At 49.0% G+C, this 19,262-nt stretch carries 17 protein-coding genes; 13 read left to right on the forward strand and 4 right to left on the reverse strand.

The window, feature by feature from the left end; translation table 11 throughout:
* Positions 1–109: 109 nt before the first annotated feature.
* From ACOJUN_RS04265 to ACOJUN_RS04280, 4 genes are all read left to right on the forward strand, one after another.
* Positions 110–541 carry a DUF962 domain-containing protein gene (locus ACOJUN_RS04265; protein WP_422135432.1) on the forward strand — a complete coding sequence of 144 codons (432 nt, stop codon included), beginning with the start codon at positions 110–112 and terminating at the stop codon, positions 539–541.
* Positions 542–953: 412 nt separating this feature from the next.
* Positions 954–1,214 (forward strand): DUF5062 family protein, encoded by a 261-nt coding sequence (locus tag ACOJUN_RS04270; protein WP_422135433.1) that lies wholly within the window; start codon positions 954–956, stop codon positions 1,212–1,214.
* A 206-nt stretch (positions 1,215–1,420) separates the two neighbouring features.
* A complete protein-coding gene (locus tag ACOJUN_RS04275) occupies positions 1,421–2,275 on the forward strand; it encodes a methyltransferase domain-containing protein (RefSeq protein ID WP_422135434.1) in 855 nt (284 codons plus the stop codon).
* A 71-nt stretch (positions 2,276–2,346) separates the two neighbouring features.
* A complete protein-coding gene (locus tag ACOJUN_RS04280) occupies positions 2,347–2,688 on the forward strand; it encodes a DUF2956 domain-containing protein (RefSeq protein WP_422135435.1) in 342 nt (113 codons plus the stop codon).
* Between the two features lie 17 nt (positions 2,689–2,705).
* Here ACOJUN_RS04280 and ACOJUN_RS04285 read toward each other — a convergent pair whose 3' ends face one another.
* Complete coding sequence (locus ACOJUN_RS04285) at positions 2,706–4,175, reverse strand: SLC13 family permease (protein ID WP_422135436.1); 1,470 nt, start codon at positions 4,173–4,175, stop codon at positions 2,706–2,708.
* A 431-nt stretch (positions 4,176–4,606) separates the two neighbouring features.
* On the opposite strand from ACOJUN_RS04285, the gene ACOJUN_RS04290 reads away from it, so the two are divergent.
* Both ACOJUN_RS04290 and dbpA read left to right on the forward strand, forming a co-directional pair.
* Positions 4,607–5,920, forward strand: coding sequence for a hypothetical protein (locus ACOJUN_RS04290; protein ID WP_422135437.1), 1,314 nt, complete (start codon positions 4,607–4,609; stop codon positions 5,918–5,920).
* A 103-nt stretch (positions 5,921–6,023) separates the two neighbouring features.
* The gene (dbpA, locus tag ACOJUN_RS04295; RefSeq protein WP_422135438.1) at positions 6,024–7,403 is read left to right on the forward strand and encodes an ATP-dependent RNA helicase DbpA; all 1,380 of its coding nucleotides are present in this window, start codon (positions 6,024–6,026) and stop codon (positions 7,401–7,403) included.
* 84 nt (positions 7,404–7,487) lie between these two features.
* On the opposite strand, the gene ACOJUN_RS04300 is transcribed toward dbpA, so the two are convergent.
* Complete coding sequence (locus ACOJUN_RS04300; protein WP_422135439.1) at positions 7,488–8,489, reverse strand: hypothetical protein; 1,002 nt, start codon at positions 8,487–8,489, stop codon at positions 7,488–7,490.
* Positions 8,490–8,717: 228 nt separating this feature from the next.
* Here ACOJUN_RS04300 and ACOJUN_RS04305 point away from each other — a divergent pair, with 228 nt between their 5' ends.
* The 5 genes from ACOJUN_RS04305 to ACOJUN_RS04325 all read left to right on the forward strand — a co-directional run bounded on the left by ACOJUN_RS04305 (position 8,718) and on the right by ACOJUN_RS04325 (position 16,958).
* Positions 8,718–9,305 (forward strand): hypothetical protein, encoded by a 588-nt coding sequence (locus tag ACOJUN_RS04305; protein WP_422135440.1) that lies wholly within the window; start codon positions 8,718–8,720, stop codon positions 9,303–9,305.
* Positions 9,306–9,415: 110 nt separating this feature from the next.
* Positions 9,416–12,625 (forward strand): hypothetical protein, encoded by a 3,210-nt coding sequence (locus tag ACOJUN_RS04310; protein ID WP_422135441.1) that lies wholly within the window; start codon positions 9,416–9,418, stop codon positions 12,623–12,625.
* 111 nt (positions 12,626–12,736) lie between these two features.
* Positions 12,737–13,231, forward strand: coding sequence for a SycD/LcrH family type III secretion system chaperone (locus ACOJUN_RS04315; RefSeq protein ID WP_422135442.1), 495 nt, complete (start codon positions 12,737–12,739; stop codon positions 13,229–13,231).
* The gene (locus ACOJUN_RS04320) at positions 13,231–14,562 is read left to right on the forward strand and encodes a hypothetical protein (protein WP_422135443.1); all 1,332 of its coding nucleotides are present in this window, start codon (positions 13,231–13,233) and stop codon (positions 14,560–14,562) included. Before ACOJUN_RS04315 ends, ACOJUN_RS04320 begins: the two co-directional genes overlap by 1 nt.
* Positions 14,563–14,741: 179 nt before the next feature.
* On the forward strand, positions 14,742–16,958 hold the full coding sequence (locus ACOJUN_RS04325; RefSeq protein WP_422135444.1) for a YgiQ family radical SAM protein: 2,217 nt from the start codon (positions 14,742–14,744) through the stop codon (positions 16,956–16,958).
* A gap of 122 nt (positions 16,959–17,080) precedes the next feature.
* Here ACOJUN_RS04325 and ACOJUN_RS04330 read toward each other — a convergent pair whose 3' ends face one another.
* Together ACOJUN_RS04330 and ACOJUN_RS04335 are read right to left on the reverse strand one after the other, a co-directional pair.
* The gene (locus ACOJUN_RS04330; protein ID WP_422135445.1) at positions 17,081–17,377 is read right to left on the reverse strand and encodes a type II toxin-antitoxin system RelE/ParE family toxin; all 297 of its coding nucleotides are present in this window, start codon (positions 17,375–17,377) and stop codon (positions 17,081–17,083) included.
* Positions 17,370–17,591 (reverse strand): TA system antitoxin ParD family protein, encoded by a 222-nt coding sequence (locus tag ACOJUN_RS04335; RefSeq protein ID WP_422135446.1) that lies wholly within the window; start codon positions 17,589–17,591, stop codon positions 17,370–17,372. The genes ACOJUN_RS04330 and ACOJUN_RS04335 overlap by 8 nt, the downstream gene beginning before the upstream one ends.
* 263 nt (positions 17,592–17,854) lie before the next feature.
* Here ACOJUN_RS04335 and ACOJUN_RS04340 point away from each other — a divergent pair, with 263 nt between their 5' ends.
* The gene (locus ACOJUN_RS04340) at positions 17,855–18,160 is read left to right on the forward strand and encodes a DUF1244 domain-containing protein (RefSeq protein WP_422135447.1); all 306 of its coding nucleotides are present in this window, start codon (positions 17,855–17,857) and stop codon (positions 18,158–18,160) included.
* A 114-nt stretch (positions 18,161–18,274) separates the two neighbouring features.
* Entirely contained in the window at positions 18,275–19,246 is a 972-nt protein-coding gene (locus ACOJUN_RS04345) for an aldo/keto reductase (protein ID WP_422135448.1), read from the forward strand.
* Positions 19,247–19,262: the final 16 nt, after the last annotated feature.

Raw genomic sequence — 19,262 nt, forward strand, 5'->3', positions numbered from 1 at the left:
GGTATCATTGACATGCCTGCCACTGGGTTCAGTAGCAGGCATTACGCAGAATAAAGACAAGAATAACAAAAACGCTGCTTTAGCAGGTTTCATTAGAATGAGGCCCCCTATGCAAATACGACCCCTGACTGAATGGCTCGAAGCCTATGGTGAAAGTCACCAGGACCCCACCAACAAACAGATTCACTGGATCTGCGTTCCGGCAATCATGTTCAGTATTATTGGCATTGTCTGGTCTTTCAGCCCTGCTGCGGTCATTGTGGTCATGGCCATGACCCTGATTTTCTACTTTATGCTGTCTCTGCCTTTATCTCTGGCCATCATTGCCTTATACGCAGTTATGAGTTGCATCGCCGCCAGCCTTGGTGAGTATTTACTGACCCTGAGCATTACTGTTTTTGCGGTGTCCTGGATCTTCCAGTTTATCGGCCACAAGATAGAGGGCAAAAAACCCTCTTTCTTTGAAGACATTCAGTTTCTGCTGGTCGGGCCACTCTGGTGTCTGAATTTTCTTTTTAAGAAGTGGAATTTAAGGGTCTGACAGGGTGTTTTTATCGGTAACACCCTCTAAAAACCCAAAACATTCTTTGCAGTCCATTGAGTGGCTATTCCATGGTAAGAAAAAACAACAGGGTCTGGTGCCGGATTTAGCCAATAGTACTCAAATTAACTCTGGAATTGCTGACCTCAGGCAGATCCTCAGTGCAAACTACTCGGGAGCATGAGATCGCTTGAGCTATTATGATGTACCCTTTACCGTGAACCTTAGCAGCCTGTCGGACTTAAGACTGTCCTACTGCGGTTGCAATAAATTGGTCTAAAAATCCCTGTTTCTTCGTCAAATAGCTCGCTATTCTCCTCAGAAACAGAGATTTTTATCCTCAATTTCTTGCAATCCTCGCTACGGACGCTTAAGTCCGACAGGCTGCTTAGAGAACAAAACCTGGAAGCCAATGAAAAAACTCAAAAATGAAAGCGAACTGGTCAAAGAAGCTCTGAGAGTCGGAGCCATTTATGCCCAAAAACGCAAAGTAGCTCAGTTTGAACCGACAGATTCCGCCAAGCAAAAAATTGAATATCTATACCGCCTGCTGGTTCATGACAAGTTGATACAACCTCTGGTGAAAGGGGAAGAGTCAGAACAAAGCATGAAGCGCAAACTGGCGCTGTGGATATCTCGCCAACTGCCAGAAAATCATCCGCTGTTGAAATAAGCGCCCTGAATTAGGCCATTAGAAGTCATAGCTGATTTAATGTTCGGCGCTGCGGACATTTTTTTCATGGCAAAAAGCAGTAATTACAGTAAACTTCCCGGCTCGAGCAGCTCTGAGCTAAATCCAGTTCCCAGCAAATCGTGGAAGTGGCTTAAAGGTCCGGATGCGCTGCATTTGCATTATCAAAAAAACCTTTACTGGTAATCATGACCCTGACTCTGCGCTGCCCCGTCTGCCACGAATCTCTGGCACAGTCATTCCATACCTCCGGTGCGGGTCTGGGCTGCATCCGGAATCACCAGTTTGATCGAGCCAGACAAGGGTATTTCAATCTTCTTCCGGGGCATAAAAAACGCAGCAAAAACCCCGGCGATGACAAAACAATGGTTCAGGCCCGAACCCGTTTTCTGGACAAAGGCTACTATCAGCCGGTGGCTGATTCACTTGCCAAAACTCTGGACAGCCTTGAGAAATTTTCAGAAAGTAATCGGTCTATTCTTGATGCCGGTTGCGGTGAAGGCTATTACACAGAAAGGCTGCAACAGGCGTTTCCGGGAGCCGCAGTAGTCGGCATTGACATCTCCAGGCCTGCCATAATGGCCTGCTGCAAAAGAAGCAAAACTGTCCAGTGGCTGGTTGCCAGTGTTAATGACATTCCCGTTAAAGACCATGAAGTTGACGTCATTGTAAGTGTATTTTCACGATGCGACTGGAACGAATTTGTGCGACTGTTAAAGCCTGACGGGCATGTTTTGGTGATGTCTCCCGGAGAGAGGCACTTGCTGGAACTTCGTCAGGTTATCTACGAAACGGTCAGACCTTACCCTGTGGATAAACTGCTTGATCAACTTCCTGAAAGTTTTAACCTGACAGAAACAAAAGCGGTTCAGGGCATTATGCAGCTGAACTCAGCAGAAGATATCATGGACTTACTGGCAATGACCCCGCATTACTGGCATGTCAAACCTTCCCAGAAAGAAAAGCTGGCCAGCCTGGGTGCTCTGCAGTGCCGCTTTGATATGAAACTCTATGTGATCCAACGCGCATCACACAAAAGATAGAAATCTGAGCTGATTTCGTCGGGGTCTTGCTCTATTATCCGTCTCTCCCTTCCCCGAGATTGTTATACGATATGGCCAGCCCCCGGAAGAAAACCGATTCATCCAAAACCCGTGAAGAGGCTATGTCTGTAGCCAGGGCCACCCGGCGACCCGGCCAGAGCAAAGAGCAGACCAGGCTGATCGCCCAGGGCATCCAGAAAGGCATTGAGCACTATAAAAAGCAGCAAAAAGCCAAAGCCAGAGAACTCGACAAACACCTGAAAAAAGTTAAAAGGCAGGTAGAGAACCCTGCCGCAGAAACTGAAACCATCACTAAGGAATTGACCCGCTATAGACAGCATTGGCTGCCCTGGCTTTTACTGGCTCTGAGCTGGGCAGCATTTACCGCTTACCTTTTTGCGTCTGAAGTCTAAAACTTCAGATTTTCTGGCTAGAAGACCCTGTCCACCAGCAGAGCGCACAAAACAGTAATAATCACGATACCCGCCAGATTCAGAATCAGGCCACTTCGAATCATCTGACGAATCGATAACAGCCCCGAACCAAACACGATTGCATTGGGGGGAGTGGCAACGGGCAACATGAAGGCACAACTGGCGGCTATGGCTGCCGGAATAGCCAGAACTTCCGGGTCCAGGCCAAGGGAGACAGCCAGCGCACCCAGAGGCGGCAGGAAGGCAGCCGTAGTCGCTGTATTACTGGTAATTTCAGTCAGGAAGATAATCACAGAAACCACCAGGGCTATGGCGGCAATGGTAGGCAGTCCATCCAATACCTGGAAGTTGCTGGCAATCCATTCTGCCAGCCCTGTTTTACGGATAATTGCCGCCAGACTCAGACCGCCTCCAAACAGCAGCAAAACATCCCAAGGCAACCTGCGAATATCTTTCCAGTTAAGAAGAAAGTCGAGCTTTTCACCCCAGCGGACGGGAATGATAAACATCAGCAGCCCACCAGTAAGGGCTATGGCAGTGTCAGTGAGCTTTATGTCTGGTAAAAAGCCGGACAGCCAGGGTCGGAAAACCCAGCATAATGCGGTCGTAGTAAAAATTACTGCCACCCATTTTTCAGCCCTGCTTAAGGAACCCATTTCAGCTAATTGCTCTTTTAAAGACAGGCGTACAGATTCATTTTCTCCCGGACGAAGCTCATAGCCCCCGGAACTGAGCCACCAGCCCGTGACCAGCAGCATTAACAGCGTCGCAGGCATACCTACCAGCATCCATTGAGCAAAGCCAATTTCAATGCCGTATTGTTCGCTGAGAAAAGCTGCCAACAGGGCATTGGGTGGTGTTCCGATCAAAGTGCCAAAGCCGCCGATGGAGGCGCCATAGGCAATAGCCAGAAGCAGAGCCGCAGGAAAGTGTCCGTGAGAACCCCGTTCTTCTTTCATCATTGCGATCACTGACATACCAATGGGTAACATCATTATGGCCGTTGCAGTATTGGACACCCACATACTGATAAAGGCGGTGGTAAGCATGAACCCTATGACCTGCCGGCGTTCACCGGTGCCAGAAGCCAGCATGGTCAAAAGCGCAATCCGCCGATGCAGGTTCCAGCGCTCCATAGCCAGACCCAGCATGAAGCCTCCCATAAACAGATAGATGACAGGGTGTGCATAAGCCGAAGCAACCTTATCCAGAGATAACAGGCCAACTAACGGAGCCAGCAGAAGAGGTAACAGTGCGGTCACTGAAATAGGGAGTATTTCCATGGACCAGAAGACCGCCATCATCAGTGCCAGACCAGCACACTGCCAGGCAGCAACAGGCATATTCTCAGGTGCAGGCAGCACCAGGGTCATCACAAACAATGCCCCCCCTGAGATCAGCCCAGTCAGCCAGATGTAAGGGTTAGCCCCCGCTTCCAGCTCTGTTGAGGAGGGTTGTTTGCTCATGGTCTGTTCCTTGGAAGTATTCTGTTTATAAGTCGGTCAATTCCCTGATTTATTCACCCGTCTACCTCCAAAAATCCAGATACCGCCCTCTTCCATAGTGTGCAAACGGTCATTCTGACCAATTTTTACCTGAGCAATATGACAATTTTTATTCTACGCTTTGTCGGATTATCAAAATAAAATTATGAATGACTACGGCAATGGACTCCTTATTTTCTGTCAAACTCTTTTCAGTCAGAATTGCTTTCTTTATGAGCTTTGTACTGATGCTGTGTTTAGCGGCATCAACGTATCAGGCAAAAGCAGCTGACAGGCCCTCCTGTGACATGCCTGTGTGTTCGAAACACAGCATGGCTATGGAACCGGACGGCAGCGGGGGGCACTTCTGTCTTCAGTGCATGTCAGATGAAATCAATAAGTTGGAAGATGATATGGAGTTTCAGCTAACCTATGGCTATGCTGCTGAAACGGTTTCGACAGAAGCTGAACAAAGCCCCTATTACAACGTTAGAGATCATACCTCTTCACTGGCGGACCTGATGGAAAGGGCCCGTTTGTTACTCGATCCGGGGCAGGCAACAGGCGGCTATATTTCTTCTTCTGCCATGGTGAGTTCACGTTCCGGTTTATCGCTGCCAGCCACTGCCAAATACAGCTTTGAAGGGACGGCAGAGCACAAGACCAGCTTACCCACTCACGATGACCCCCGCGAAAATCTGGCCGTCGAATCATTGCCTGCTGAAATGATAACGACAACCACTCCATCTGTTGCTCACAATATTATTGAACCCGCCGAACAAGGAGGTCATGAAGAGTTTCAAACCGTGCGGACTTCTGTGCAGGATTCAGAAGGTTCATCTATTGCTTACAACCTTATTGAACGACTTGAAAAGAGAGGTTATGGAATATCAGGCACTCATGCTTCAGCCCTTCCACCCGGGGAAGCCATGTTGCTGCTGAGAGACAAGGTGGAACTGCCTGTCCTGCTCCCACTGTTGTCGCATTTTAATATCGAATTTGCAGCTCAATCCCTGTTGAATCTCAAGTCGCTTTTGCTTTCAAGTAAATACCTTATTATCCGGATGACCCAAAAAGATGGGATGATCACGGTTATCCATATTCACCCTGTAGAAAACCAGCAGGCTCTGATTATTACAGAGCTGGGTCTGCAGAGTTCGCCCATTTGTATCGAAAACCTGCCCCTCCTTCTAAGTGCTTTTGTGTACCATGAAGGGGTGACAGAACTGGCTGTTTTTACTCACGAGGCTGTCCCAGACGATCCCGCCCCGTCATCAGAAGGCGCTACTGCCGGGGCTATACTGACTCAATCTCTAACAGTCGCCATCATCGAATATATCCAACGACTGGGGGTTTCTTCACAAGAATATCCTCCTATCGAACATACCGGCGCTATACGGGAACTTAAAAAGACTCAGGATCAGGCCAAACTTGCGCTATCAATGCCAGATTATGGCTTCCAGCAAAATCCAGCTGAAGGTGATGCTTTGCAGAATGTCGAGGCTCTGACCGAAGCACAAACCCCCTTTATCGCTCAATTGATAACCCCGGACCAACAGGTCACTGTGATTAACTTTCAGCCTGAAGCATCGGGCGATGTTATGCTGAGCCTGTCAGGACAGCACTTCCTCATAGACAGGAGAGAGATAGGTGCCTTGTTTGACTGGATCATCAACCAGTTTAAGCCGCTGATACAGATTTTTATTCTGGCACCTATCTATCTCTAAGCCCACGTCCGCGCTTTTTCCTCAGCTCTGTTATAATCCGGGCCCAAACTGCATTGCCGCACAGATTTGAATGATGCAGACTTTTCACGGTAGAGAGTAAACCTTGAGTACACAACCTTTTTCCGACTTGCCGCTGCCCGAAGCGCTGCTGCACAACCTGGAGCAGATTGGCTACCGGGAAATGACCCCTATCCAACAAAAAAGCTTACCTCTGGCCATGGCTGGCAGAGACCTGATTGCCAAAGCCAAAACCGGCAGTGGTAAAACGGCAGCCTTTGCCATTGCTATGCTACTGGGCATTCATCAACGCTTTTTTGGTTGCCAGGGACTGGTGCTGTGCCCGACTCGTGAACTGGCAACCCAGGTCGCCAACGAGATTCGAAAACTGGCTCGCTACCGCCAGAACATCAAGGTCGTTACCTTGTGTGGTGGGCAACCTATTGGTCCACAGATCAACTCACTCTCCCATGGTGCCCATATCGTCGTCGGTACACCGGGAAGAATTCAGGATCATTTGCGTAAGCGAACACTGACTATCGAGCATCTAAAGACGGTGGTATTGGATGAAGCCGACCGTATGCTGGATATGGGATTTATTGATGCCATTGAAAACATTCTGGATCACACCCCGCCAGACAGGCAGACGCTGCTTTATTCAGCCACCTACCCCAGACAGATCAGGACTTTGAGCCAAAAGTTCCAGTCTGAACCTGAAGAGGTCACCGTTGAGTCAGTGCATACTCACCAGCACATTCAACAGTTTTTCTATCAAGCTGAGAATAGTGATAAATCAGAAACCCTCCGCAAACTGCTCAACCATCATCAGCCCGCTTCTACTGTTATCTTCTGTAATACCAAACAGACCTGTAAAGAAGTTGGAACATACCTTTATGATCAGGGTTACAAGCCACTGGTACTCCATGGTGATATGGAACAGCGAGAACGAGACCAGATGCTGGTAAGATTTTCAAACCAGAGTGCCGACATTTTGATTGCTACTGATGTCGCAGCCCGGGGTCTGGATATTGATGATCTGGCCGCCGTCATCAATTATGACCTGAGTCGGGATCCGGAAGTCCACATCCACAGAATCGGGCGAACAGGTCGTGCCGACAAGGAGGGGCTGGCCTTAAACCTGCACACCTCCCGTGAGCAATACAAGCTGGATGCTATTGCCGATATCTTGCGGACGAAACTGACTTTTGGTGATCACAGAGCACTGAAGCCAGCAACACAGCCACCCTCAAAAGCCCCAATGGTGACACTGGCTATTGACGGAGGAAAAAAGAACAAGGTGCGCCCTGGTGATATTCTGGGTGCTCTTACTGGTGACGCTGGCATTCCGGGAGATCAAGTTGGCAAAATCAATATCTTTGATTTTGTCGCCTATGTGGCCATTAAAAGAGAAAATGCCCGAAAAGCCTTGGCTCGCCTTGAACAGGGCAGAATTAAGGGCCGGAAGTTTAAAGTTCGCAGACTCTGATAACTCCCGTGTTTTAAGTGCTCACGGCCCATAACACATCCAATTTGTGTTATGAGCCGGGATCTTTGGAAACCGCCTCCTAAATCAAGGGGTAATACACTTGACCTTGCTCCAGTCCAGTTTTTTCGCTTCCTGAGTTATCTGTTCATTGCAGACATAACAGTAGTTGCGGTTGTGATCACTATCGTGTTTGACTTTTCTGCCAATAATGCAGTGACCCTTCATATCCATGCAGAACCTTGGTTCGTAGTTGAAACGGGCACACTCACCCAGATCCCTGGCAGAATGCTTCATTTCCTGACCGTCCCGAATCCAGTAATGGCCGTTATGAGTCCCTATATCAAACTTGCAGACATCAATGTTGCCTTTAACATATTCAGGGAACCTGCATACCTGATTTTCCGATGCCAGGTCTGAGAAAACCTGATTTTCGTAATAACGAGACTCACCCAGCTCACAGCGCTCGCCATCGGCTGATTTAGTACCAAAAGAGAAGTAACGGCGCTCTTCTCCACGAACTTCTTCAGTTCCGCTACCCGTACAGAACCTGAGTCCCTGCGTGGCAGGCTCGTGTTCCTGGGTAGGTTTGTCTCCACCACCGGGGGTTGATTCTCCCTGATACTCTCCATCCTTAGCATCAACCTCGGGCTCACCTGTCGGTAGATCACAAAACTCAAAAACACGTTTTGATAGAAAAAGTTCAGTACTAATTCCCGCAGGGTCCTTCAAATAGGGATTAGAGGTTTCTGCTTCCTGTAACTGAGTGTAATTGGCCAATAGCCACTGAAACTCATAACCGTAAGAGCTATTTCCGTTGGAATCCATATACAAGCAGGCCAGAACCTCGCCGCCTTCTACCCCCTCAAGAGACACATGCCCAACCTCAATACCAGAGCGTGTCGGCGAATTCGTCACACAAAGTGGCACATCGTCAATAGACTCAATGATTTCAGAGAGGGCATCGACGTTATACGAGCTGCTGGAATAGGTAGAAAGCCAACACGCTTTATTTGCTTCCGCATGTGCCATAGACAGTGAAAGGAAAGCCCCAGTCAGACTGGATAAAGCCATTCGAACTAAACGCATCAGAGTTCACCACTGCTAAAAATTGATAATTCAGAATCGGCTGCCTTAGAACTTTTGGAGTTATCTTTTTCTAGACACAGTTATATAGACGAAGTTAGGATTTATCGCCACATCCTCTCCCTCAGGGACATGAAATATCACTGAGCATTGGCTATAGGTAAAAGTCAGCATGGGAGCCAGTGCTCACAAACGGTAATTTTGTTATTTTTATCTAAGCAATAACGACAAATGAAAAAATCGATTCTGACGGCTGTCATCCTGGCGGCCAGCTCTACCCTTGCCCAGGCAGATATTATTGGCGCAAAACTGGGTTACAACTATTGGAATACTGCCGATCACGGTGACTTTCACACTGTTTACGGACAGATAGAGCACCCCATCCCACTGCTCCCCAATCTCGCGGCAGGTTACAGCAAACTCAATCATGACAAGCTGAAATTCGACAGTTACGATGCCTCCGGCTACTACGAAATTCTGGATAATGGCAATATTGCCCTGGACCTGGGTCTGGGGGTTCGTCGCTTTGACAGCGGTAAATACCGGGACGCCTCATTCAGCGATACTATCCCCATGTTAACTGCCGATGTGGAGCTGTTTCAGGCCAGCACTATCAGCTTTTACAGCAAGCTGTTCGCAGGTCGCTCTGAAGATACTGACTTTAACGATCTGGAAGTGGGTGCCCGTTTTTACCTGTTTGTCGGCCTGAAACTGCAGGCTGGCTACCGCCTCTACGAAATCGATATGGATGGCACCAAGGGCATCTATAACGATGAAAGCATCAAGGGCTTTAATCTGGGTCTGCACTGGGATATCTGACCTATCCCTCACGTAAAGCTGGCTCCTGTGAGCCAGCTTCCTGCCTATTCTGACAAATCTGCTAGACTTTCCTGATTGAAGAAAACTAACTAACAAAATGGCAGGTTACGGTGGACGGAACAAGCCGGGGTGAGCCCTCTCCCCAAACAGGGAATATTCCCCCTCCTCAATCTTTAATGGGCTCTGAGCAGGAAAGCGAAGTCACAGGTGAACATCATCATCGTGCTATCACTCCCACCAGCGGCGAAAATCTGGTAGCCAGAGCAGCTGTTGCAGCTGGCAAGGACGAGCAGTTGTCGCAACGAAGCGTCAGCAGGAAGAAATACACTCCGGATGAAATGGCCGAAATGGGCTATAAGGTCGAAAAGTCCCGGAAAGCCATTGCAGCATTTCTAATAGAGAATGGCTTAAATGAAGGGGTACCCGAACTTAAATGTGAACTTTACGATGGCTACAAAGAGTCCACTCAGGTCCTGTTCGTAGAGATGAAACGATTACTGGATGCGCATTTTTCTAATGTGAACCGGATGTACCAAGTGCTCCAGTCGGATTACAGAGCGTATGGAAAACTGGAAAGCACCGCCAGAAGAGCTGCCAGATCGCGACGGGTCAGCGAAGAGGAACAGAATCTCCTGAAAGACCTCGTCATTCTGGGAAATTCTGACAAACGCTACAAGGAGTACTGGCAAGAGAAAAAACGGATACTCCTTTATGCCAGTCTTTGTGGAATACGCCTTAGCACAGCTCTCAAAGTGATTCCTAAACTTGATGCCATACGAGGGAGCGAAACCTTCCGCCAAAGAATAGAAGACTTTTTGCCCCAGTCCATTGAATGCATGAAAATGTACCAGGAAGTCATTCAATGTCAGCTGGGGCTTGAACAATATTCAAAACTTGAAGAAAGCCTTAATGCCCACGATAGAGCGGCCTTCGGGGCAGCCATGCTGGCTGATCTGGCCATGGATGACTACATGCCCACTGATGACGGTAAGGATAAACTTCGTCAAATGCTGGCGACCCATTCCTGCTGCTTCATCCAGTGGCTGACTGACTTCGACCCGGAGCAGCCACAAGTAGTGAAGCTGTGTAGCTGGAGAGTCAAGCATCTGATCAATGCCGCCATTCTGGCAGACAACCCCAAACAAGCTGAGCGCTTCTTACAGTTCTTCCGGAAACAGATGGAAGCAAATAATCCTGACTTTGCCCCACAGGATGTCTTCTCACTCTGCCATTCCCTAATTACATCGCTAGCCTATCTTTATGACCGTCCTGAACCACTGGCCCACTTTAAAGCACGGCTGCAAGGGACTTTAGCTCCGTTAACTGAGTTAGTAACCCTGATCAGAACCATTAACAAGAAAAAAATGCTAACTGACAACCTATGGGCTGCGCTGGTGTACCTTTTTGAGCGGATCAACAACGACTACCAATTAGTAATAAAGGATCTTCGTGAGCGCGAAGCAGGGGTCGTTCAGATAGCTTCCGACCTGATTAGAGAAGAAGAAGAGGAACAAAAGCAGATCAAAGAAAAACTGGAGGCCAGAGCAAAAAAACGTCGGGAAAAAGAAGAACAGAGACAGGAGGCCCAATGGCAGAAAAAGCAGGCCACACAGGCCGCAGCCGCAGAGAAGAAGCCGGAGCCCCCTGAGCCAAAGCCCTATGACCTGGAAAGTACTCTGAGCAAGGCTACCGAGGCGTTTGCCCGAAAAGAGCCTATTGGCGTTCTGAACAACATCTTCAAGAAAGTGATTCAACATCCCCGGGTCAGCGGCTTTGACAAGGCTCAGGCTCACTACAGTTATGCAGACATGGTGACTTCCAGGCTTCGGCGTCAACTGGAGTCTGTTCACAAAATGATTGAGCCCGTTTATGCCTTCAGTGAAGCTCTGGAAAATCAGGGTCCGCCTGAGCTGGAGAAAGACATCAAATTCAGGAAAGCACTGAGGCAGTTCAAGCTTAATATGCAGAAAATCAGTATCAACACCCTGATCATGAATAAGGCCGTCACAGAAGCACAGGAGATTTTCTTTAGCCTTAATGAAGATCAGCCAGAGTTTGTTGATGCACTGGTGGACCTTCACAATGACATGGAGTACCTGGTTGCACAGGGAAAAGCCGTCATTCAATGCTGCAAGGACATTCCAGATATTTATGCCCGACGGGGTCAAATGATTCAGCATTACAAGCTGTCTAAAAAAGTTGGCTCACAGCGGCGCAGCGAGTTAAGAAGTGACTCAGAACGACATCGCGAGCTAAGCGATCACATCAAGGATCTGGAAGCACTCGGCAAAAAGCTCGATACCAGTATGGGAATGCTGGAAAAAACCCTTACATGTGAACAGGCGGCTCAATTCCGACAGACGCTTTCAATCGCGAAAACAAACACCCCGACGCCGGATGAAAAAACCAGCCCTGGTTCCATTGAAGACAAGCAGCAGACCCTGAACCCTGATGATCCGGGCCCTGCGCCTGAAATTAGTAATGATTCTGCACAGGGCTCTCTGCCCGAACCGGCAACCTCATCCATGGCAACCCCTCCGGTAGCTACTGCTGAGTTTTCAAAGGACTCCGACGAAGGGGAGATAGAAACCCCATCAGTTGCTGATATTGAAGAAGCTCATGGGGTTTTGCTACCCCTGAAGCTGCCTATTCCCGAGAACATGATGGTCGCCCTGGGCTTTTCGATCATAGAGCACAAGCTCATTGCACCCATGAAACTCTACGATTCAGAAAGCGTTCAGGAAAAAAATCTGACCGCTGCAAAATCCAGAAAAGGCAAAAAAGGGAAGCGGCAGGGGCAAAGAGAAAAAGCTCCAACAGAACCTCAAGCCACCGCTGTTAAAGAGGAAAATGCCGATCCCGGTGAATTGGGCCTGAAACTCCAGACAAGGCTCTGTGACTATCTTGAAGTGCTCAATGAGACCGGAAAAACACCTGATGGCAAAGCTGTGCCTGAGAAGCTGAATGTAAAAGCAATGCTGGCAAGAGTGAAGCAGGGTACTTTTCTGAAAGACTCCGGGTACTTTGGCGTTGACTTTACCTTTCTGTCAGATGCTCTGAACATTCCTGTTCAGGCTAACCTGCCATTGAGCAACAGGCTCTACTTTCGGCCAGGTCTGGTTAGGCCCCAGCAACTCGACCTCTGGACAAACCCGGAACCCCACCTGCATCTGGAATACCCCACTTATTCCGGAGAAAAACACCAATGGTTTGCTTCTATGGAGCATTACTTTCAATCCGGTTTTGAGGAGGATTACCAGTTGTTTACCAAGGAAGCCAAACCCAAAAAGGCAGGCAATAAGTCCAAGAAAGGATCGTGAACCACTCATTAGGCCTTTTTATAACTTTCGTCTTCACAGGCAGGAGTCTCCTGAAAGCAGATGCTATACCTTTAGAAACAGTCATTTGAAATACCAGCAAGGATGCCGTCGATGTCGAAACAGCTCTTTCAGGCCCCTCACAGTCAGGAACTGGCCACTATCACCGAATACCTGCTCACTGGAGGAACACTGGCAGAAGCCAACCAGATGAGTGAGAAGGCCCTTGAGTCCATTTATTCCCATGGCTACAACCAGTACCAGAATGGTCATTTTGAAGAGGCTGCCAAAATCTTCCAATATCTCTGCTTTTATGACCACTGGAATGCCCGCAACTTTCTTTGCCTGGGTTCCTGTCAGATGATGCTGAAAACTTACGGTCAGGCCATCAAAACCCTCGAATACGCCGCGCGAATGGATATCAGTAATCCACTGGCCAAAGTCTATATGGCTGATTGCTACCTGGCTCTGAAGGAAGGAGGCATTGCTGAAGTGATTTATAAAAGCGCCCTGAAAGATGCCAGAAAACATCAGTTTAATCATCTGGAGCTGAAAAGAGTCGAGAATCTGCTCCAGACCTTTGAGGACGAAAAGGGAGGGCAGTCCTGATGGTCGATTCAGTTAATCGCAATGAAGCTATTTTAGTCCCAACGCAGGCAGAAGCTCTAAAAGAGATTGAGAAGACTAACACGGTCTCACAGGGCTATGAGTACAAGAACTCGGCATCAGTCAGAACCGGGGAAGGTCAGGTTGATCTGCCTCCCGGTGGTTCAGAGGCTCCTTCCATTCCAGAACCCGACTCAATGAATGCGGGCCAACTGGATGACCTTGAAAAGCATTTAACCCAACAAACCACAGCCAAACTGCGAGGCGAGATTGGCGGCATGTTTGGTGAAAGCCCGAACTCAATTACCAGTAGCCGACCAGAGTTAATGACTGTGGCGGTATCTGAGACTGTTCTGGATACCGAAGCCAAACTGTCACGGGTGGCGGAAGCCCCTCCTCGGGTCATGCAGCACATTGGTGATTCCGTAGATCAACTTCAAATGGAGCATATTGAGGGCACACTGACCGCCGACAAGCTCGAAGAAATACTGGCTCAGATCAATGCTAGCCTGGAAGACAGCTCGGTTAAATACGCTGAAAACAAGATTGAGATGGCTTCCCTTGATGCTCAACAGCGGCATGATAGTAATATCGAGCGTATTCGGGAACACATTGAAGAGGCTAACAGCGCCAGTGCCGAAGCTACAGCCAATCCTGACAATATTTTCCTGAAAGCCCTGTCTTTCCTGTTCCCGCCTGTCATGCTGTGGGAAACCGCACTGATGATTGACCGGGAGGTCAACCCCGGCAAAGACAACTCTCATCTAAGTATATTTTCTAAAAATGAAATCGACTTTATGCTGCAGCAGACCGGGGAGGCCGATGCGAGTTTAATCAGACATGCAAGCCCCATTATGCCAGCTTCCATGGTGGAAATCGGCAACTCTGAACGAACCGATAATCACCCATCAGAAACGGATGATACCCAAGAGCGCAAAGAAGCCTTTGATGAATCGGGCTCTCCAGTGAGCGATGCCACTGAAGGCCTTCAGATTGCCAGCGAAGGTCTTGATCACTTTGAGAGAAGAAAGGCTCTGCTCCAGACTCTCCAGCAACAGGCTGAATCGGAAGAAGCCAAGAAAAAGCTTGAGGCAGCTATCAACGCACTGCAAGGCGGAGACCCTGCTCTGGCAGAAGAGATTCTGGGCTCTCAGGGACTGGATAGCAGTATCGGAGACAGCATGAGTGCGTCAACCGGTGATAAAGAGCTTACAGAGGCAAAGGATATTAAGAGGTTTGTCGATGACATATCCGGTGTTCCTGACGAGGTGCTCTCTTCCATGAAGGATGCAGACGGTGAACTGAGCCTGATCAAGCGCTTCACCTCTGTGTAAGTACCTGACCACCCTGCCTTTGCCATGAATCAATGATGTTCATACCGAGGCAGGGATGGTTTATCACCACATCACTTCGGTTTCATCTCATCCCCTGGCTGCAATTCGTGCTATCAAAGCAACGCATTTTTTGAAAAAATAGTGCCCCTTCAGAAAGAGCAGATAAAACCAGAACATTCATGAGTCACTCCTCCCTGCAGCAACCGTTGCCTGCCAAGGAACTGTTTTCCTACCCAAAGTATTGGGCTGAATGCTATGGCACAGCGCCTTACCTCCCCATGACCCGAGCAGAGATGGATGAGTTAGGCTGGGATTCCTGCGACATTATCATTGTCTCAGGCGATGCTTACGTAGATCACCCCAGCTTCGGTATGGCAGTCATTGGCCGTTTCCTGGAATCCCAGGGCTTCAGGGTGGGCATTATTGCCCAGCCAGATTGGAGCAACACAGCAGACTTTATGCGTCTGGGTAAGCCCAACCTGTTTTACGGTGTCACCGGTGGCAACATGGACTCCATGATCAACCGCTACACCGCCGACCTGAAAGTTCGAAATGACGATGCTTATACACCGGATGCAGAGCCGGGCAAACGGCCTGATCGCTCGGTGATTGTTTACAGTCAGCGTTGTAAAGAAGCCTATAACGATGTGCCCGTCGTTATTGGCGGTATTGAAGCCAGCCTTCGCAGGATTGCCCAGTATGATTACTGGAGTAATGAAGTGCGCCGTTCTGTTCTGATGGATTCCACTGCAGATATCCTCCTCTATGGCAACGCTGAGCGAGCCATGGCCGAGGTGGCGGACAAACTGGCTGCGGGCGTTAATATCAAAAATATGGATGATATTCGCGGTACGGTTGTCGTTAAGCCTGGCACACCAGAAGGCTGGACCGAAATAGACTCTACCCGTATCGACTGGCCAAGAGATCCGGGATCTCTGGAAGAAGCCTATGGCACCAACCCATACGAATATGTGCAAGAAGAAGAGTGCGAATCCAAAAAAAGACAGGAGCCGGATATTCAGCCTGTCCGCATTGTTCCACTTCCGCTGCACCGCAAGACTGACTTTGATACCAGCAAAAGCTGTATTCGTCTGCCGTCGTTTGAAAAAGTGCGTAAAGATCCCGCGCTATACGCCCATGCCTCCCGAGTGCTGCACCAGGAATCCAACCCCCATAATGCCCGGGTGCTGGTGCAGAGACATGGCAACCGGGAAATCTGGGTAAACCCGCCTCCCATTCCTCTGGAAACGCCGGAGATTGATGGTGTCTTTGCCCTGCCTTATCAGCGCAGGCCACACCCATCCTATGGTGATGCAAAAATTCCGGCCTACGACATGATCAAAACGTCCGTGAATATCATGCGGGGCTGCTTTGGTGGTTGTACCTTCTGCTCCATCACCGAGCACGAAGGTCGGGTCATCCAGAGTCGTTCCCAGGAATCCGTCCTGCAGGAACTGGAAGAGATCAGGGACAAGGTGCCTGGCTTTACCGGTCAGATTTCTGACCTCGGTGGCCCAACCGCCAACATGTATCACCTGAACTGCAAGAGTGCAGAGATTCAGGCCAGTTGCCGCCGTCTTTCCTGTGTGTTCCCGGGTATCTGCAAAAATCTGGAAACCTCACACAAGCAAACGACAGAGCTGTACAGAAAAGCCCGTGCCATTCCCGGCATCAAGAAAATCGCCATTGCTTCGGGTCTTCGTTATGACCTGGCAGTAGAAGATCCGGAATACGTCCGTGAGCTGGTCACGCACCACGTCGGTGGGTATCTGAAGATTGCGCCGGAGCATACCGAGAAAGGTACTCTGGACCTGATGATGAAACCCGGCATGGGCACCTACGACGCTTTCAAGAAAATGTTCGACAAGTTCTCCAAAGAAGCCGGAAAAAAGCAGTATCTTATTCCTTACTTCATTGCCGCCCACCCGGGTTGTGAAGACGAAGATATGATGAACCTGTCGCTTTGGCTGAAACGTCACAAATTCCGTGTCGACCAGGTACAAACCTTTTATCCGTCGCCTATGTCTCTGGCAACGGCTATGTACTATTCCGGTCGTAACCCGCTCAAGAAGCTTAATTACAAGGGTGACAGACTTTATATTCCCAAAGAGCTGGAACAACGTCGTCTGCAAAAAGCCTTCCTGCGTTATCACGACTCCAGAAACTGGGATGTCCTCCGTAACGCCCTGAGAAAGATGAACCGCTCCGAACTGATTGGCGATGGCCCCAATCAACTGGTACCTGCGGAAGAACAGAGCAAAGACAACCGCCGACCATACAACAAAAAGCCTGCGGGAAAATTCCAGAAGGCCCGTGGTGGTCAGTGGGATAACCGAGCACCCCGCAAAGAGCCGGTAGCCCGGAAAAAGCCTTCAGCTAATAAAAAGTCCAGATAACCCCTAAAAAAAAGCCCCGAATTCTTCGGGGCTTTTTTATTGACCCTTGCTCGGTTGATGGGGATGGCAAAAAGTGGCCTTGCCAATATTTGCTACATATAGCCAATATTTTTTTAACCGCATCACTGGCGCTCATGCCGCTCAAGGTTCCGGTAGAAATTTTCATGGGAGCCAAAGGAGATCAGCTCCAGTAACAGCTTGCCGTCGTCAAAATAATAAGCCAGCAGGGTCAATTGTTTTGCCATCTTGAATTTATAAACCTGAAGGTGGCTCAGGACGCCTTTCTTCTTATCGCCAATATCGGGATTATTGGCTACGGCTCTGATAGCTGTATCAAGATCCGCTTTCTGGTTGGGCTTGAGTTTTTTCACGGCTCTTGCAAACCGGGCTGTCTGGAGTATCGTTTCTGCTTTAGCCAAAACGGTACTCCGAGACCAGTCCCTGTTTGCGCTCTTCTTCGGCTTCCAGAATATCTTCAATGAAATTAATGGGCAGATCAGGGTTTTCCTTGGCAATCTTGCCAAGGCAGGCCCAATATTCCACCTGTTTTGCCGCCGAGCGTTTTTTGACCTTGCCAACAAGGGTTGCAGCGGTCACCAGCTCTTCATCCAGTCGTAAGGGTCTGCTTGGCATGTTTCAAAACCTACTTTTTGTAACAAATTGCTACAAATATAGTCATATGCATCAAGCCTGTCAAAAGCCCTGACCCTTTTCGTGAAGTCACGAAAAGTGTGCTACCTCTGGTGGTTTATTCCAAGCCAATCTTGCAGCTTAGAGATGGTGCGATGGTGCCGGAGCTGGTAGCAATAATCGGGAAGAAAGCCCCGAAGATTCTGGGGCTTTTTTATTGACCCACAATTTCTTACACTGCCTGACAACCTTATAAGGAAGATGTGATGAATACACAGATTGATCAGGAAACTCAGGACAAACTCGACGCAGCTACTTTTCGCCGCCTGCTGAAGCACCTCGATGATCATAAAGAGGTGCAGAATATTGACCTGATGATTCTGGCGAACTTTTGTCGGAACTGCCTGGGCAAGTGGTACAAAACGGCTGCTGACGATCTGGGTGTTGAAGTGTCCGACAATGAAGCCAGAGAACGTATCTATGGCATGCCCTATTCCCAATGGAAAGAAAAGCATCAGCAGCCCGCATCGGAGGAACAGCTGGCCGCTTTTGAAGCCAGACAAAAGAAGTAGTGCTCTGAATACTGACTGAATACCCAACAAACAGCCATAGTAATGCCAACACAGCCATGAGTTTTTCCGAACAGCCTTGAGCTGTCCGAATAGTCCTTAAGAAGGGAGCTGAGTATGAATCGTTTCCCGCTTCAGATTCACATTCCTAAAGCCAGCCGACTGATTTATGGTTGTATGGGCCTGGGAGGTGAGTGGAACAATAATCCTATTTCCGATCACGACCACACTCTGGCCCATAATGCCGTGAATACAGCACTGGAGTGTGGCATTAACTTCTTTGACCATGCTGATATCTATACCATGGGCAAAGCAGAACAGGCATTCAGCAACGTTATTAAAGCGGAGCCAAAACTTCGCCAGGACCTGATCATCCAGTCCAAATGTGGCATTCGCTTTGCCGACGACGACAACCCCGGTCGATACGACCTTTCTCCCCAATGGATAGAGTTCAGTGTCAATGGCATTCTCGAAAGGCTGGGTACAGAGTATCTGGATATTCTTTTACTGCATCGCCCTGACCCGCTGATGGAACCCGATTTAATCGCCGAAGCGTTTACTCGCTTATACGACAGCGGAAAAGTACGACACTTTGGTGTTTCCAATATGAACCAGCATCAAATCGCCTACCTTCACTCCTGCATCGAACAACCTTTGATCGTCAACCAGTTGCCCATGAGTCTTGCCCGTTGTGACTTTGTGGAAGACGGGATACTGGTCGCCATGAGTGAGAGTGCCGACACTGGCTTTACGCCGGGAATGATTGATTACTGTCGTAAAAATAACGTTCAGCTTCAGGCTTGGGGCTGTCTGGATCAGGGACTGTTCATCGGAAAAGATACCAGTAAGGAACCAGCGGCCGTTCAGGCCACTGCAAAACAGGTTGCCGAGATGGCTGAAGACTATCAGACTTCCGGAGAAGCCATTGCTCTGGCCTGGCTGATGAGGCACCCGGCCAGCATCCAGCCTGTGATTGGCACAACGGATAAAGATCGTATTCGTGCATGCTCTCAGGCGATGGAAGTTCATCTAAGCAGGGAAGACTGGTACAAGCTTTATATCGCCTCCAGAGGGCGGTCTCTGCCTTGATTTGAAAATGACTCAG

Origin of the sequence: Endozoicomonas sp. ALD040 (assembly GCF_049275945.1) — a bacterium.
Lineage (GTDB): Bacteria > Pseudomonadota > Gammaproteobacteria > Pseudomonadales > Endozoicomonadaceae > Endozoicomonas_A.